The organism is Pseudoalteromonas sp. meg-B1 (assembly GCF_003173795.1).
Taxonomy (GTDB): Bacteria; Pseudomonadota; Gammaproteobacteria; order Enterobacterales; family Alteromonadaceae; genus Pseudoalteromonas; species Pseudoalteromonas undina.
The window spans coordinates 707363-724179 of the sequence record NZ_QGQU01000002.1 but is presented as its reverse complement, the minus strand read 5'-3'; the positions used below and the strand labels follow the sequence as shown (position 1 = coordinate 724179).

The 16817-nt window shown below is 37.8% G+C and carries 13 protein-coding genes; 8 read left to right on the top strand and 5 right to left on the bottom strand.

Annotated features, from left to right (window positions below; translation table 11 throughout):
• Window positions 1–4 precede the first annotated feature (4 nt).
• From DK924_RS11605 to DK924_RS11595, 3 genes are read left to right on the top strand one after another with little or no spacing between them, the layout of a single operon-like run.
• Entirely contained in the window at window positions 5–1234 is a 1230-nt protein-coding gene (locus DK924_RS11605; RefSeq protein ID WP_109875242.1) for a paraquat-inducible protein A, read from the top strand.
• Window positions 1231–2886 (top strand): intermembrane transport protein PqiB, encoded by a 1656-nt coding sequence (pqiB, locus tag DK924_RS11600; protein ID WP_109875241.1) that lies wholly within the window; start codon window positions 1231–1233, stop codon window positions 2884–2886. Before DK924_RS11605 ends, pqiB begins: the two co-directional genes overlap by 4 nt.
• Window positions 2886–3503 (top strand): PqiC family protein, encoded by a 618-nt coding sequence (locus DK924_RS11595; protein WP_010389022.1) that lies wholly within the window; start codon window positions 2886–2888, stop codon window positions 3501–3503. The genes pqiB and DK924_RS11595 overlap by 1 nt, the downstream gene beginning before the upstream one ends.
• Here the strand turns inward: DK924_RS11595 and DK924_RS11590 are convergent.
• The gene (locus DK924_RS11590; RefSeq protein ID WP_041709323.1) at window positions 3490–3993 is read right to left on the bottom strand and encodes a GNAT family N-acetyltransferase; all 504 of its coding nucleotides are present in this window, start codon (window positions 3991–3993) and stop codon (window positions 3490–3492) included. The two genes, DK924_RS11595 and DK924_RS11590, sit on opposite strands and share 14 nt — an antisense overlap.
• Window positions 3994–4087: 94 nt before the next feature.
• The gene (locus DK924_RS11585) at window positions 4088–6970 is read right to left on the bottom strand and encodes an insulinase family protein (RefSeq protein WP_109875240.1); all 2883 of its coding nucleotides are present in this window, start codon (window positions 6968–6970) and stop codon (window positions 4088–4090) included.
• Window positions 6971–7134: 164 nt separating this feature from the next.
• On the opposite strand from DK924_RS11585, the gene DK924_RS11580 reads away from it, so the two are divergent.
• Entirely contained in the window at window positions 7135–7554 is a 420-nt protein-coding gene (locus DK924_RS11580; protein WP_109875239.1) for an MAPEG family protein, read from the top strand.
• 43 nt (window positions 7555–7597) lie between these two features.
• On the opposite strand, the gene DK924_RS11575 is transcribed toward DK924_RS11580, so the two are convergent.
• Entirely contained in the window at window positions 7598–8341 is a 744-nt protein-coding gene (locus DK924_RS11575; RefSeq protein ID WP_109875238.1) for a peptidylprolyl isomerase, read from the bottom strand.
• A gap of 293 nt (window positions 8342–8634) precedes the next feature.
• Between DK924_RS11575 and DK924_RS11570 the strand changes: the two genes are divergently transcribed.
• Complete coding sequence (locus DK924_RS11570) at window positions 8635–8826, top strand: hypothetical protein (RefSeq protein WP_109875237.1); 192 nt, start codon at window positions 8635–8637, stop codon at window positions 8824–8826.
• A gap of 80 nt (window positions 8827–8906) precedes the next feature.
• Complete coding sequence (gene ushA / locus DK924_RS11565; protein ID WP_109875236.1) at window positions 8907–10526, top strand: bifunctional UDP-sugar hydrolase/5'-nucleotidase UshA; 1620 nt, start codon at window positions 8907–8909, stop codon at window positions 10524–10526.
• A gap of 129 nt (window positions 10527–10655) precedes the next feature.
• Here the strand turns inward: ushA and DK924_RS11560 are convergent, their stop codons facing one another.
• A complete protein-coding gene (locus tag DK924_RS11560) occupies window positions 10656–11600 on the bottom strand; it encodes a hypothetical protein (RefSeq protein ID WP_109875235.1) in 945 nt (314 codons plus the stop codon).
• Window positions 11600–12469: a hypothetical protein gene (locus DK924_RS11555; RefSeq protein ID WP_109875267.1), complete on the bottom strand. Its 870-nt coding sequence runs from the start codon at window positions 12467–12469 to the stop codon at window positions 11600–11602. Before DK924_RS11555 ends, DK924_RS11560 begins: the two co-directional genes overlap by 1 nt.
• A gap of 236 nt (window positions 12470–12705) precedes the next feature.
• On the opposite strand from DK924_RS11555, the gene DK924_RS11550 reads away from it, so the two are divergent.
• Both DK924_RS11550 and DK924_RS11545 read left to right on the top strand, forming a co-directional pair.
• A complete protein-coding gene (locus DK924_RS11550) occupies window positions 12706–13560 on the top strand; it encodes a S1/P1 nuclease (RefSeq protein WP_109875234.1) in 855 nt (284 codons plus the stop codon).
• A gap of 43 nt (window positions 13561–13603) precedes the next feature.
• On the top strand, window positions 13604–16810 hold the full coding sequence (locus DK924_RS11545) for a TonB-dependent receptor (RefSeq protein ID WP_036985049.1): 3207 nt from the start codon (window positions 13604–13606) through the stop codon (window positions 16808–16810).
• Window positions 16811–16817: the final 7 nt, after the last annotated feature.

The window sequence follows — 16817 nt, the reverse complement described above, 5'->3', positions numbered from 1 at the left end:
CATTTTGCAAACTGCCTGCCCAAGCTGTGATCTTATCATTGATATTCCCGACATTGATGCAAAGCAAGTCGCACTGTGCCCTCGCTGCAACCATAAGATTCGCGGTATTAATGTTAATAATGACATCGAAATAGTCGCCCTGAGCCTCAGCGCACTGCTGATGTTGCTCAGCAGTATGTTTTATCCATTTATTTCTTTTAGTAGCAACGGTATTACCCAAACGATTACCCTACCTGACGCTGCTCGTATTTTATTTAATTATGATAGTGACCTACTTGGCCTATTTATTGATATCAGCATTATTATTTTACCTATGAGCTTGCTCATTATTTTAATCCCATTGCACTTAGGAGCACTTAAAACACTACCGCAAGCAATTGCAAGAAGACTATTAAAATTTACCTTGGCACTTGAACCTTGGATCATGTCAGAAATATTTTTGATTGGTGTTTTGGTTAGTATGGTTAAAATAATGTCATTAGCTGATGTTAGTTTTGGCACTAGCTTTTTTGCCTATGTGGGATTTGTAGTTTTATATGTTAGTGCGTTAACACGGTTAAATCGTGCCCGGTTATGGTCTCAGGTAAGCCCTGCAACTCGACTTGAAGGTAGTGCTGGCATAGAGCGTGCGATAGATGACAATATAAAAGCCTGTCATGTTTGCCACCAACTAAGTATCGAATCCACCTGCCCTCGTTGTCATAGTAAAACATATTTAAGAAACCCCTACAGCGTACAAAAGGCAGCGGCATGGTTAATTACTTCACTCATTTGTTATATCCCGGCAAATTTACTGCCCATTATGTACACTATTAGCCTAGGGGATGAAACTCCTGCAACCCTTATTTCCGGTGTAATTACCTTATGGAATAGTGGCTCATACCCTATTGCGCTGATTATATTTTTTGCAAGTGTAGTGGTGCCATTAGCCAAGGCGCTTATTTTAAGCTTTTTGTGCATTATGGTTACAAAGCCCGCCAACCTTTATACAAAAGGTTACACAAAAGTGTATCAACTAACTGAATTTATAGGAAAGTGGTCTATGATTGATGTATTTGTTGTGGCTATATTAGTCGCCCTTGTGCAGTTAGGAAACTTAATGTCGGTTATACCTGGTTTAGGCATCGTCTTTTTTACTGTTATGGTATTATGCCAAATGATGGCAGCACACGCATTTGACCCTCGTTTACTGTGGGATTCACCTAAAAATAAAAACGCAGAGAATAAAGCATGACTAAAACAGCCAACGTAGCACAAAAAACACGGATTTCTGCGATTTGGATTATTCCAGCGGTTGCCTTATTTGTTGGTATTTGGATGCTTTATCAGTATCAATTAAATAAAGGGCAAACAATCTACATCACTATGCCGCAAGCCGAGGGCATTATTGCTGGTAAAACAGAAATTAAAGTGCGTAGTGTAAAAATAGGTCAAATAGATCATATACGCCTTTCCGACAGCCAAGACAGCGTAATAGCTCGGGCACAAATAGATAAAAATTACGATAATTTACTTACCGAAGATGCCAGCATTTGGGTTGTAAAACCTCGCATAGATGAAACCGGCATTACTGGTATGAGCACTTTACTTTCAGGGGTTTATTTAGAGTTTTCACCAGGCGAGAGCAAACAATTAAAGAAGCAGTTTAAACTTCAAGAAGAGCCTGCATTAATAGGCAAAGATGTACAAGGTGGACGCTTTAAGTTGCTCAGTTACAATGCAGAAGTACTCGATGTGAGTACTGGCATATTTTTTAAAAACTATAAAATAGGCCAAATAGAAACCGCCACCTTTGATTGGAAAAACCAAGCAATGCAATACGGTATTTTTATTAAAGCTCCCTACGAGAACTTGATCACCTTAAACTCTATTTTTTGGGTTAACTCAGGAATAGAAATAGATCTTTCTGCTGATGGCATAAATATTAACACCGGTTCACTGAGCAAGTTATTAAAAGGTGGTATTTCTGTTGGTTTACCTGACCAGCAAGCTCCCGGCGATTTGGCAAAAGACGGTCATAGCTTTTCTTTAAGTCAAAGTTACAAACAAGCTCTAGAAGAACGCTTTTATGACTTTGATTATTACCTTATCGAATTTGAACAATCCATTCGTGGGTTACGTGTAGGTGCGCCAGTAGAATATCGCGGTACACGCATAGGTACTGTAGTTGAAGCTCCCGCGAACGTAATAATAGATGGCAAACCCGCTCACTTTCGTGCTAAAAACACCGCTGTCCCTGTATTGATCAAAGTGGAATATGGACGTTTATACCACAACAACGCCTTAGCTAAAGAGTATTGGAAATCAAGCATAATCGAGTGGATAAAAAATGGTATGAGGGCATCATTAAAGCCAGGGAATTTGTTAACCGGTGCAGTTTATGTTGATTTTGACTTTTATACCGACACCCCTAAAAGCGAGCTTAAAAAGCTTGCTCAATATGATGTATTTCCTAGTGTATCGAGCGGGATAACCGTGCTTGCTGACCAAGTGTCTGATGTACTGAATAAGGTAAATAATTTAAAAATTGAAGACAGCTTGGCAAAAATGCAAACAACCTTCAGCGAGTATCAGGCATTGGCCAGCGAGATGCGCATATTATTAAGTAAACCTGATACCCAAAATTTACCCGGTGACTTTAATCGTAATCTCGAAAAAATAACCAAAAGCATGGAACAGTTTGAAATAACCATGCGTCAATTCGATAAAACAATGGCAAGCTACCAAGCAGGATCTCAAATGCACCACCAGCTTGAACAAACACTGCTACAAATTAAACGTTTATCTGAAGAATTCCAACCACTTACTCGTGGTTTAAACGAACAGCCTAACATGCTCATTTTTGATAAGTCACTGCCTAGTGACCCGCAACCGAGGAAACAATAATGAAAGCACTATTTTTACTTTTAACAAGTGTGCTCTTTATCAGTGGTTGTAGTTCGGCTATTCAAACTGCAACTCAATATTACCAGTTTGAGCAACCCATTAATGACTCTTCTCGTAATGTGCAAGATACACAGGCACAACTCAGAGTGCAAACAGTTACCTTAAGAGGGGCATTGAATAATCGGGGTATTGCGATGAAAGTAGATAGTAATCAAATTCATGCTGCTAATTATCATCTATGGGGGGAATCACCAGATGTTATGCTGAGTGCCAGCGCGCAGCAAACATTATTTAATACCATGACCAACTGGATGGTTATTAAAGGGTTGCCGGTCATTACCGACCAACAGCAACAAACATTTTACGAATTAGAATACGAACTACACCACTTTAACGGTGATCTGCAAGGTAATGCAGATATTTCAGGGCTATGGCGTTTATACTACACTCACCCAGAATCAGGTAGACGTTTACTAAGCATTCATAATTTTTCATCTGTTATGCCAATCGATGATGATGGCTATGATTCATTGGTGGCGACTCTTGAAAAAATGTGGCAACAAATCAACATTCTTGCGGCAAAAGAAATTGAAAAAACAAGACTCAATCATAAATAAACACTTTGATGGTGGCTTTATCAGCATTGATGAATGCCTTACCTACCTCAGTAAAACCTAGTTTATATAGTACATTTTGAGATCCTAAATTAGCCGTTGAAGTAATTGCGCATACATCTTTTATACCTAATTTATGTCTGTTATTTAAAAGTATTGTAGCTGCTTCAAAAATATATCCCTTTTTTTCAAAGCCGTCTTTTAACGCAAACCCTAAATCGGGATGTTGCATAGTCGCTCGCTGATAAAAACCAACAATACCAATAACCGTTTCATCATGAAGTGTGATTATATAAGGCCCAAAACCGTGTTCTTTGTGGGCAGATATAAAACTGTCTTTGATGTATTTTTTAGCGTCGTCTAAAGTGTAAATACCTTTATCACCAATGTATTTAATAAAGTTGGCCTGATTAACTAACTTAACTAACTCCGCCGCATCTGCTATTTGTGCGAAGCGTATAAGTAAACGTTCAGTTTTAAAAGCAATATTCAAAATAACTCCTTGGTGTCCAATACTATAATTTAACGACATTAAAAAAACCCAGTCAACAATGACTGGGTTTTTTGGTTTTAGAGTAATTTCAAACTTACTTTTGCAATTTTATATCGCTGTAGTAAGCATCTAAACTCGTCACTTTAGTTTGATTTGGCAAATCAGCAAACTCGCTATCACTAAACTTAGTGCCGCGTAGCTGCACATTTAAACGTGCTGCTTTTGGGTTTAACATTGTTTGCTGGTAGTAATCTTTAATATCAGCAAGCGTGACTTTTTCCACCTCTGCAATTAATTTTTGTCTTGAATCAAAATCAAAGTTTTCACGATACCAATCGTTAATCAATGGACTCATTTCGTCGCTTAAATTCTTTGGCTGTTCTTTTAACGAAACCAAAGTTGCATTTTTAAGCTGTGCAAATGTTTCCTCACTCATGGCATTAAGCTCAGAAGCGTACTCTTTTTTAAACTTGTCAAAGCGCACTTGAATGTCTTTCGGCCCTTTCACTGGTGTTTGAATAAATAAACCAATACCTGAGTAATCTTCAATAGGACGCGCTAATGCGCCTACTGCATAAGCAAGTTGCTCTTCAGTACGCATTTTATCAAACGCGATTGTTCTAAAGTGACCTTGCAATACAGCTGCCTGTGCTTTTTGTTTGTAACCAGGAGTTGGGTGAATGGTCATATCGACCACAGCTACATCGGCGACATCAATATCTTTGTGTAATACACGCGCTTCACCCGGTTGCGGTAACCACGCTTTACTGCGTGCAAACTCCGTTTGAGTATGTTTGCTTGGTAAGATAGCCGCTAACTCAGCAGCAATAGCATCAATGTCTTTTTGGTTGTAGTTACCGTAGCTAAATACACGTAAGTTATTATTCGCTAAGGTGCTTTGCTTTAAAGCGTGTAAATCAGCTAGCGTTAGTGTTTTTGCAGCCTTAATTAGCGCTTCTGTATCGAAACTGCCAGTACGAGTCAGCTTTGAATACTCACCAAATGCTTGTGCATACGGGAACTGTTTTTGTTGATTTAGTAAATCTCGCTGATAACGGTCAATCGCTTGATTAAACGCTTGTGCTGAAATTTCAGCATCAAACCCAGCTAACGCTTGTTTAAGTAAAATATCTTGTTTATCGGTAAAACCACTTAACGATAGCACCAATCCATTACTTGAGCTTAAATTAACGTTCATGCCAGCAATGGCAGCTTCAGTTCGTAACTGACTTAATTGAGTGTTATACAGATCAGCCCAAACAGAATAAAGTACGGTTGAGTTAATATCATGCAAACCTGTTTGCGTGTTGATATACACCTCAACTAAACCTTTAGGCTGCTCTGCAAACTGCTGACTTGCTTGGCGCCAAATTTTTACACCGTTTTTATCATAGCTAAGCTCCGGATGCTTCTGCTCTTTAAAAGCTTGCGTTTTAATAGCAAAACTCTCTGGTAGTAAATTGTTAACACTTGGCAATGCTAAATTAAAATCACTTGGTTTTTCCCAGCTGGCAATTTCTGCATCGCTAATATCGTTAATTTTATATTTGCCATCGTAAAAATGCAGCTCAGAATCTGTATCTTCCTGTTGAGAAATATACCAGATGCGAAGTGTATCGGCATTAAGTTGCTTAAGTACATTGTTCACCGCATCAGCATCAAATTGAGCATAGTAGTACGGTGCGTTTATCGCATGATTTAACGGGTAATCTTGCATGCTTTGAGTCAACGCACTGACATAGTTAAACTCATCGCCCTTTTCTAAAAATTTGAACTGATTATTTAAAGAAGTGCGAATTTCATTAAAGTACTTACTATTAACGCCCTCACGCTTAATCAAGTCAATGTATTGCATGATTGTCGCGACAATTGATTCGCGGTTTTTCATACCCTCATCAGTCAGCTCTATATTCACGTTCAAAGAACCGTAGTTGCCATATTGATTTGGAGAGGCAGAGGCTGATAATTGAGATACCCACCCTTTATCACGTAATATTTGCGCTGGACTACCTGGCATTTCATTACTAAGTAAATAGGCAACAAAGCGATTAGGTTTTACTGCAAATTCATTTTGGTTATTAGTAATTGTGAAATCGAGTTGTAATTGTTTTACGTCTTCATTTGGTGAGTAAAAAACACGTTTACCACCAGCATTATCAAAATCTAAGCTAGCAGTAACACTTGGCTTTTCAATATTTTTATTTTCAATGTCAGCAAAGTATTTTTGTGCTTTTTTCTGCATTTCTGAAATTGGTAAGTTCGAAATCAGCGCCACTTTCATAATATTTGATGAGTAATATTTATTATAAAAATCAACCGTTTCTTTGTGTAATGAACTATCAGCTTTATCGCCTAGGGTTTCAAGGTTACCAATTAAGAATCGGTTAGCCGGATGTTCACCCATCATTTTACGTGCAAGTTTAAATTGGCCGAAAAAGTCCATTTCACGACGCATTGACCATTCAGCATTTACTGCATTTTTTTCTTTTTCTGTGTATTCTGGGTAAAGCTTAGGGGCTTTAAAAAAGTCTGAAAAGCGGTCTAAGCCTTCATCAAACGCATCGTTATTAATTTTAAACATGTAGTTAGTAATATCGAGCCAAGTGTAAGCATTATGCGCGCCGCCGTTTTTAGTCATAAAATCGGAGTACCCTTTAGTGTCTGGGTATCGCTCAGTACCTAAAAACAACATATGTTCTAGGTAATGAGCCATGCCTTGTTGGCTCATTGGGTCGTGTAACAGACCTACACCTACACTAAGTGAAGCCGCTGATTTTTCTGCGCTTGGATCAGAGACTAAAATCACTTCAATATCGTTAGCAAGTTTCAAGGTTTTATATTCACGATTATCGTTAGGGCTTACAACGAGCGTTGGTGATAAAAGTGAGGTTTGTGGTGATTGAGAAAGAGTGGCGGTATTTGAACAACCGCTTAATATTGCTAGTGCAATTGCACTTAAGCCGATGATATGTTTCATTTTAGTTTTATCCGTTATCGTAGAATAAGCTATTAGCGTTTTAAAAAGACTAAATCAGCTATAAACTACCACTATCAATTAATACTATGCTACTAATTAGCACTTAATTATGTAACACATTGTGAATAACAATCGAATACTCAAAGAAAATAATAAGGTAAGTTATGGAAAAGATAATAATAATGGCCATGTTTGTGCAGGTAACACTTTCATTAGTTGTTATGGTGGTTATGGGAAAACGTCGTTTTGCAGCGGCTAAAAATAAACAAATACAGTTAAGCGACTTTGCTGCTATGCGCCTCGATAATGCAGGCGATCATGTGAGAGTAGCGGATCGTAATTTTAGTAATCAATTTGAAATACCTGTGCTTTTTTATGCGGGATGTTTACTTGCTTTACAGCTTAATATGGCAAGTGTCCCTATCGCAATATTGGCGTGTATATTTGTAGCGACACGCATTATTCATAGCATCATTCACCTTGGTAGTAATCATTTAAGAGCCCGTTTTAGAGTGTTTTTACTAGGCTGCTTATCTGTATTTGTAATGTGGTTTTTGCTATTGCTGGGTGTACTTTTAAACTAAAAAATAACAGCGAATTTAGTCATTCGCCGTTATTTATTAAAGTTTACTTAGCACGTTTTAAGCGAGGTGCTACTAGCAATAGTGCACCTAATAACCATGCCATACTGCCACTAGAGTCTGACGTTTTTGGTGGTGTAACTTTAACGTTGTCAATTAATGTATTCTCTTTTGGTGTTAAGTTTTGTGCTGAATTAGGATCATCATCAAGCACAACCACACTTTGAATTGATACCAAGTTTTCATTACTAATGATTAAGTTTTCATCTGAACATTGCTCTTTAGTAATACCAACTAATGGCACCTGAGAACAATGAACTAAGGCAGCAATTTTATCTAAGGTTTCTTGGCTTTGCGCAGTGACTTGTCCGAATACTGTAAATCCACCATTTTGCAAATCTAAGTTTTGGCTATTATCACTCATGTTAAAAAACCATTGGCTAGTAGCGCTGTTTTCATTACCGCCCTGCTTTGCCATAGCAATTGTCCCTTTAACGTTTGAATAAACAGGTTCGTTTATTACCGCAGGCTTGGTTGTAATTGGATCCATTTCATCAGAAAAAGTAAAACCCCCTCCTTGAATAACAAACTTATCAACAGAGCGATGTATAACCGTTTGATTGTAGGCGGCATCATCAACATAACTTAGGAAGTTTTCTACTGTTTTAGGTGTTTGTTGATCAAACAAGTTAATTTCTATCGTTCCTTGGCTCGTCTGCATTTCGACTATGGTTGCTACGCTTGAAAAACTTGCTGCAGTTAAAATTGACGCTAAGATAAGCTTCTTCATTATTTTTCCTATTTTTATTGTCATTAGGCGTCATAGAGTAGTGTTATTCATTTTATAAATCGATACATAAGTACTTAACGCTACAATTCATAGCAAATCGATTACACCATAGTTACAACTGTTTACATTTTAATTTTAAACATGTTATGGGTAGTTAATTGCCTGAGTGCCCTAGTGTGCATCACGGTTACTCTTTCTAATGAATTTTAAACCTAGCAAGGTACTTAAAAAGCCCCTTATCAATCACTTTTTTTTTGTTATTATCAACTCACAAAGTGATAGGAGTAAATATAATGACTAACAAAACGACTATTTGTGACTTTGGACTACACCAAGGTGAACCTTACACCCAATTGCCCATTAGCTTTTTAAAGTGGATGATTGATGTTAATCATCAAAAATCTCAATATGCACGAGATGAACTAGCACGAAGAAACAGAGTTGTAGAACAACAGCGTGAAGCCTCACTGGCTGAAAAAACATAAAGAAGTGCGTTTTTTTAACCTCGAACTAGTTTAAACTAGCCACCTACTAGATTGAGCTTTTATTCATCGATAGGTATTTTATGCGTACACTTATTTTTCTTGTTTTTTTCCTTGGTTTATCTGGCTGTGCCAGCGACTCTGTCAATAAACCAGCAGCACAATATTTAACAGTTCTTCATACTAATGATAACCATGGTCGATTTTGGCATAACGAAAAAGGCGAATATGGTATGGCTGCGCGTAAAACCTTAATTGACCAGCTAAGAGCAGATGCAAAGGCACAAGGACATCAGGTGTTATTATTATCAGGTGGCGATATTAATACCGGTATCCCTGAATCAGACCTGCAATTTGCTGAGCCCGATTTTAAAGGCATGTCGAAAATTGGCTATGACGCAATGGCATTAGGTAACCACGAGTTTGATAATCCATTAAGTGTATTAAAACAACAACAGCAATGGGCTAACTTCCCTCTTTTATCTGCCAATATTTTCGATAAACAAACTAACGAAACTATTTTTGAGCGCTATAAAATATTTAACAAAGGCGGCTTAACCATTGCCGTTATTGGTTTAACAACCACAGACACTGCTAAAATTGGTAACCCGCAATACATTGGTCACTTAAATTTTAAAGATCCGGTTGAAATAACCGCCTCACTTACACAAACATTAAAAGCAAAATATAACCCCGACATTACCATTGCGGTAACGCATATGGGCCATTATGTAGATGCTAATTATGGGATCAATGCGCCTGGTGATGTCACACTTGCTCGTTCTTTAGATAAAAACGCCCTTGATATGATTATTGGTGGCCATTCCCAAGAGCCAGTGTGTATGGCTGCTGAAAATGTTACTGATGAGCACTTTAAACCGGGTTTAGCCTGTAAACCAGATCAGCAAAATGGAACATGGATAATGCAAGCCCATGAATGGGGCAAGTATGTGGGAAAAGCGGAGTTTAAATTGGAAAGTGGCCAATTATCACTGCTCAGTTATCAATTATTACCCGTTAATTTATACGTAGATAAAAAGCAAAAAGACGGGAGCGTAAAATCCGTACTTTCAGCAAATTACATTAAACCAGATCCAGAACTGCAAACCTTTTTAGCGGCGTACCAACAAAAAGGAGCAAAGCAAATTGAGGGTAAAATTGGCTTCGTCAATGACAGACTTGAGGGAGATCGCAACAAAGTACGCTTTGAACAAACAAACCTTGCGCGCGTCATCATCCAAGCACAAATGAACACCGTGGGTGCGGATTTTGGTATTATTAGTGGTGGCGGTGTTCGCGATAGCATTAATGCAGGTGACGTGAGCTATAAAGATATACTTAAAGTACAACCTTTCAAAAATCGTGTCGCCTATATCGACTTCAAAGGCAGTGATATTTTAACCTATTTAAACGTTGTGACACGTTTTCCACCCGACTCTGGGGCTTACATGCAATATCATAACTTAGCATTTGAATTGAAAGGTGAGCAGGTAACTAACGTGTTCATTGCTGGAAAACCGCTTGATATAAGCAAAACATACCGCATGAGTATTAATGAATATAACGCTTCAGGTGGCGATAGTTATCCAAAAATTACACAAATGGCAGGTTTTGTAAGCACTGATGAAACTGACTCGCAAGCTTTAAAGCGATTTTTTGCTGAACATAGCCCCGTTGATGCTCGTGAATTTGCACCTAAATAATCTAATGTGAACAGCGAAGAGTGTCATTAAAATGCTAATGACACTCTTCATTAAACTTTATGTGAGAGCAAAGCTAGTTAATCAAACATTTCAGCCCACAAATCACTCACCCTAAACGATAAAACTAAATTACTTTCCTATTATTTCTATATTGCCTTGGCTAACATTTACTAAGCCATAGCTGTGCATCCGTGAACGAGAGCCCTCTCCAAATGCCTTTGGCGGATAATACAACTCCTTTTGCTCTGGGCAATCATTTAATACATCATCTAGCGCCGCACGTATTTCGCTTAAGGTTTTTTCTAAACTGTTATTAAAGTTTGGCCGTTTTCTAATAGTATGCCCGAGTTCAACTAACCGATAAAAATACTTATTTGCAAGTTCTAGCAACTCCTCGGGCACATTTTTATTATGGTTAAGTTTAACCTCTGGATTATTAGTACAAAATTCAACAAGTGCTAAATAAAAACATAGTGGCTTATTTGCTAAGGCTACTTGTTGCTCAGGATAATAACTATTCGATAATGTTTTACTTTTTAAATCAATCACGAGTGTTAATGATTTTTCTTCTGGTGCAATTGAGTCTTGCTCAGTACCTAGTTTTTTATTTTTTTGATAAGTAATACTCTGCTTCATCATGAACATAAGTAATACACTAACACCAAAAAGTAGTATATAAATAGTCACTACATCAGCCGAAAAATATGCTTGCTTTAAAGATAAAACAATAAACACCACGCTATTATTACTATTTAGTTTTCGAATAAACTCATTGGCTTTCAAGGATAAGTTAAACTCGTGCTTTGGCACTATCGAAATCACCTGTATACCCGTACCTTGAATCTGAGCATTTACTGTTTGAATATAATGCTGTAAAGCCGCTTTATTACCCGAGTGCTTAAGCAGCTCATTTGATAAATCGAGCAAAGGTAAGTCTAAAGCGATTTGTTTTTCTATTTGGGTTATTTGTAACTTGTTTACCTGTTGCTGTTTATGTGTTGTTGAAATATAAAACACGACAGAAAAAACGATGAATAATATAAAAACACCTAATGACGATACAAGCTTTCTCATTACGACTCCCCTATAAAGGTAACGGGGTAATTATTACATTGCCAATATGGCTCAACATCTTGATAGTATCGAAACGATTGTTCTTTAGACATACTTAGTAAGTGAGACTGCACAGCACATAGTAAATCGGTATTGTTATGCTGCATTTTTAAGTACCAACGGGTACCTGCAACATTACTGCTTATAGGGGTAATATAATTTTTTGAGAAGCGCTTACTATCATTTTCTCTCCAAAAGGAGGCAATAAGATCAACTTGCCCGTTCGCCAATAATTCCCTCAATTCATTATGTGAGCTGGCATAGGTTATTTTTAGCTGAGCAATATTAAGCCCTAATTGCTTAAACGTTTGTTTTGGTAAAATATGCCCAGAGCGGCTAGTTGGATAATCTAGCAGGCCTATTCTTTTGTCTAAAAAATACTGTTTAGTGATCAGTGGCTTTTCTTTTGAAGATATAAAGAACGCGGTGTAATCTGAAAAGCCCACCACGGGTTGATAATTGTAAGTAGTCTCAGCTCTAAACGCTTCCATAATATTATTTTTAGCTAAAATTAAATCCGCAATACCTTTTCCTACAAACTCTAAGCTATCCACTGTTCTGTAGCCCCAATAACCAATCACAGACCCATATTGCTTTGCCACGACTTTATCGTCACACAGGTTTTGAGTGAGCAATTGAGCAACATACTTTGAGGGGGTAAATACTATAAGCTGATTTTGATTAGCTGTTGTCGTTGTTTGACATGTCGTTGATGTTTTTATCATCACAGGAAAGACTATTTCTTTTTCACCCACAACTATGTGACCTGCAAACCAACTAAACAACAGTGCTATAAACATAAATGTAACAATTGCCGTTTTATGCAACATTAACTTTTTAATATTCAAAAAACACCGATTTAAAATAGAGTAATAACTCATTTGAACAATTTTATTTACTTATTACAATAGGTAATTTTACCCATCAAACTCAAGATATTGATTTTAAAGAGCATTAAATAGGAAAGTATGAATTTTATTGAGTCCTTTCTATCATGATGAAAAATGAGGACAATTGACCTTATAAGCTTTTACAAATTAGATATCACACTTACTAGGATGCCTCGATGCAGATAAATGTAAAATATTCGCTTTCATTAACACTATTAATTAGTGCAATATTTGCAAGCACAGACTGTAATGCTTGGGGGCAAAATGGCCACCGCGTCGTTGGGAAAATTGCAGAGTCGCACATAAGCGAAAACACTAAAGCTGCACTTATTCCTTATCTTAATGGTGAATCTTTAGCACAGGTTTCAACATGGCCAGATGAAATGCGCTCTGCACCAGGTGATTTTTGGCAAAAAAAATCATCACGCTGGCACTATATTAACGCAGATGACGATGCAAAATTCAGCTTTAACAACGAACACACTGAACATAAAGAATCAGTAACAAACATATTAGAAGGCATTCACTATTCAATTAAAGTATTGAAGGATGACAAAGCAAGCCTTGCAGCCAAGCAGTTTAGTTTACGTTTTTTAGTGCACTTAGTCGGCGACAGCCATCAACCATTTCATGCAGGTAGGGCTGAAGATAGAGGCGGTAATCGCATTAAGGTTTCTTTCTTCAACCAACAAACCAATCTTCATAGCTTGTGGGATACTAAGCTAGTAGAAAATGAAAATTTATCTTTTACTGAATATGCTCAATTTATAAATACCAACAACAGCGAACTAATTAGCGAGTATTTACACAGTACGCCAACAAGTTGGCTTGAAGAGTCACATAACCTTGCTTTACAAATATACATATCAACAGATGAGAATATTAGCTACGACTATATTTTCACTAACACCCCTATTGTGAAAACCCGCTTGCAACAAGCTGGTATTCGCTTAGCTGGATTGTTAAATACATTATTTGATCCTACTAACAAGAAATCAAAAATGGCTTTAACACAGCAAATCAAAAAATAAATTCAGTTTCTAACTTAAATCATCTAAATGGGAAATCAACATTATGACTAAGCTTCGCCTTTCGAAATTGACTGGAGCAGTAATTCTTGCTCTAGGAGTTTCAACAAGCGCTATGGCTGCTGACACCTCGTCTGCAATGCGTGGTAAAATAACCACACCTTCAGGTGCGAGCGCTGCAAACGTTAAAATTAAGGTCGTTCATCAGCCTACCGGCACAATCAGTGAGCTAACCACCAATGAAAGTGGTACTTTTATAGCCAATGGTTTACGTGTTGGTGGACCATATACAGTGATCATCGACTCTGATACGTTTAACGATACCACCGTTGAAAACATCTTTTTAAACCTTGGCGAAACTTACCGATTAACGTCGCAATTAGCACCACTCAATATTGAAAAAATTGAAGTGTCTGGTTATAAAATTGTCCAACAATCGGGTGGTTCTAGCAGCACGTTTGGTGAAGATACCATCAACAACATGCCTAGCTTTAATCGTGACATTAAAGACATCGCACGTTTAAACCCACTTGCTAGTATTAATGGTAGCGGCGAGCTAACCTTTGCCGGTAGCAACCCACGTACAAATGGTTTAACTGTAGATGGTATTGGCCAAAATGACGACTTTGGTTTAAGTTACGGCGGCTACCCTACTTCGCAGCCCCCTGTAGCCCTTGATGCGATTGAGCAGATCTCTGTTGATGTTTCTCCATTTTCAGCCTCTAAAGGCAACTTTGGTGGTGGTACTATTAACGCGGTAACTAAGTCAGGTACTAACGAACTTAAGTTTTCTGGTTTTTACGAAACATCAACACCAGATATTGCTGGCGATGTAGACAGCATATCTCAAGTGTTTGCTGATAACCGCCCTGTTTTAGATGACGATGGTCACCGCACATACATTGTTGAACAAGTAGAACCTAACCAAACTGAAAAACGCTACGGTTTTAATGTTGGCGGCCCACTTATAGACGATACCTTATTTTACTTTGTTAACTACAATAAATGGTCAAGCGAACTAGATTTAGATTATGGTTTTGAAGGTTCTGGCGCAACCAACGAATACGATGTGAGTGAAGAAAGCTATAACCGTTTCCTTAATATTCTAAATAACGAATACGGCTTAACAGACTCTCTTGGAGGCGACCCTAAAGACACCAACGAAACATTACTTGTAAAATTAAGCTGGAACATTGCTGATGATCATCGCTTAGATTTTACCTATCAGTGGCAAGATGACAAAGATGAAACAAACTTTGGTACTGGTGGCACATCAGTTCAGTTTGCATCAAGTCGTTATACCTACGCAACCAAGTTTAATAACTTTGCTACCAAGCTATATTCAGATTGGAACGAAGACTTTTCAACTGAAATCGGTATTGCATACAAAGATGTATCATCGAGAAGTTTAACAAATTCTGATATTGGTAGCGTTAAAGTTGAAGAATACTTCCGCGGACCTTCTTATAACTTTGGTACCGATGAGTTTCGCCATGCAAATAGCTCAGCAACAGAAAATTTAACACTTTCTCTTGATGCCACTTATTTAATGGACGAGCATGAAATTAACTTTGGTATGCAATATGAGTCGTTAAACTTATACAACCTTTTTGCAGCTAACTCACTCGGTTCATGGGAATTTGATAACTTTAATGGTTTCGAAAATCGTGAAGTAGGTAACTACAAAGGAAAGTACGATTTTAGCTACAGCAATGCCTTTACAAATAACCCTAATGACACCGCTTACGACGCAACCCGTAATCAATTAGCACTTTACATTGAAGATACTTTTTATGTTGGTGATGATTTAGAAGTAACAGCAGGTGTTCGTTATGAGCGTTTATCTTCTGATGATAAACCAACACTCAACGAAAACTTTTTAAACACCTATGGCTTTAGCAATCAAGAAAACCTCGATGGGTTAGATATTATTCTACCGCGTATTGGCTTTAAGTATTACGCTACAGAAGCATTAACAGTTAACGGTGGTGTAGGTCGTTTCCAAGGTGGTATCCCTAACGTTTGGTACAATAACTCATTCCAAAACGATGGCATTACTTTTGTAGATGCACCTCAAAGTGCTATTAACGATTATTATGCTAATAATCAAGCTGATATCACTCAAGTACCAGATGCCATAAAAGGCTCTTTAGTTCAAGGTGCAGGTAGCACAAACTATGTTGACCCAAATTTTGAACTACCGTCAAGCATCCGTGCACAACTTGGTTTTGAGTACGACTTTGATTCTGAGTTATTAGGTGAAGGCTTTAAATGGCAAGCAGAAATTGCTTATCACAAAAAAGAAAACGAAGCTGTGTGGCATAACACCGCCATTAAACCTGTAGGTGTAGCGGCAGACGGCGAACGTATTATCTATGAAAGTATTTACAGCGGTGACTTAGCTGATAACTTTGATATCGCAATGACTAACTCAACTGATGATGGTCGTTCTGTTATTATTTCAACAGCACTTGCTAAAGAGTGGGAAAATGGCCTTTATATTTCAGCAAGCTATGCACATCAAGATGTAACAGAAGCGTCTTCAGGTTCTTCGTCACGTGCACAAAGCAACTATCAGTACAATATCACTAAGAGCCGAAATGAAGACTTTGCTGCCCGTGGTGCATATGAGGTTGAACATAGCTTTAAAGTTAATTTAGCGTATAACACTGAGTTCTTCAGTGGCTATGCCACAAGATTTAATGTGTATTTTGAACGTCGCTCTGGTCGTCCATTTAGCTATACTATGGGTATGTATCAAGATAGTGACTTAGGTGATACGCGTGACTTTTATTCAAGCTCAGCTTATTTAGCGTATATTCCAACTGGTGCAGATGATGCAAACGTAAACTGGGATGAATCAGGGCTATCATGGAGTGAACTTGAGACACTACTTAATAGAGCGGGTATTTCTGAGCGAGGTCAAATCTTAGACCGTAACTCAGGCACGCAACCATGGGTTACCACTATGGATATTAGCGTTAAACAAGAGATCCCAGGTTTTGCAAAAGGTCATAGCGGTGAGGTTTACTTTATGATTGATAACTTTGCCAACTTATTAAACAGTGACTGGGGCGTAGAAAAGCGCTTAGGTTTCTCTGACCAAGCAGTATACGACTTTGGCGGCTTAGACGATCAAGGTCGTTATATAATTGATAGCAGATTTAATGGCGCTGATGTTCGTAACTATAGCCAATATCAAACTAGCTCATCTGCTTGGCAAGCTAAAATCGGTGTTAGCTATAAGTTTTAACCTATAA

What these genes read in the sequence shown, in the direction of transcription:
- pqiB (WP_109875241.1), top strand. Translation starts at nt 1,231, where the DNA reads ATGACTAAAACAGCCAACGTAGCACAAAAAACACGGATTTCTGCGATT.
- DK924_RS11595 (WP_010389022.1), top strand. Translation starts at nt 2,886, where the DNA reads ATGAAAGCACTATTTTTACTTTTAACAAGTGTGCTCTTTATCAGTGGT.
- DK924_RS11585 (WP_109875240.1), bottom strand. Translation starts at nt 6,970, where the DNA reads ATGAAACATATCATCGGCTTAAGTGCAATTGCACTAGCAATATTAAGC.
- DK924_RS11580 (WP_109875239.1), top strand. Translation starts at nt 7,135, where the DNA reads ATGGAAAAGATAATAATAATGGCCATGTTTGTGCAGGTAACACTTTCA.
- DK924_RS11575 (WP_109875238.1), bottom strand. Translation starts at nt 8,341, where the DNA reads ATGAAGAAGCTTATCTTAGCGTCAATTTTAACTGCAGCAAGTTTTTCA.
- DK924_RS11570 (WP_109875237.1), top strand. Translation starts at nt 8,635, where the DNA reads ATGACTAACAAAACGACTATTTGTGACTTTGGACTACACCAAGGTGAA.
- ushA (WP_109875236.1), top strand. Translation starts at nt 8,907, where the DNA reads ATGCGTACACTTATTTTTCTTGTTTTTTTCCTTGGTTTATCTGGCTGT.
- DK924_RS11560 (WP_109875235.1), bottom strand. Translation starts at nt 11,600, where the DNA reads ATGAGAAAGCTTGTATCGTCATTAGGTGTTTTTATATTATTCATCGTT.
- DK924_RS11555 (WP_109875267.1), bottom strand. Translation starts at nt 12,469, where the DNA reads ATGTTGCATAAAACGGCAATTGTTACATTTATGTTTATAGCACTGTTG.
- DK924_RS11550 (WP_109875234.1), top strand. Translation starts at nt 12,706, where the DNA reads ATGCAGATAAATGTAAAATATTCGCTTTCATTAACACTATTAATTAGT.
- DK924_RS11545 (WP_036985049.1), top strand. Translation starts at nt 13,604, where the DNA reads ATGACTAAGCTTCGCCTTTCGAAATTGACTGGAGCAGTAATTCTTGCT.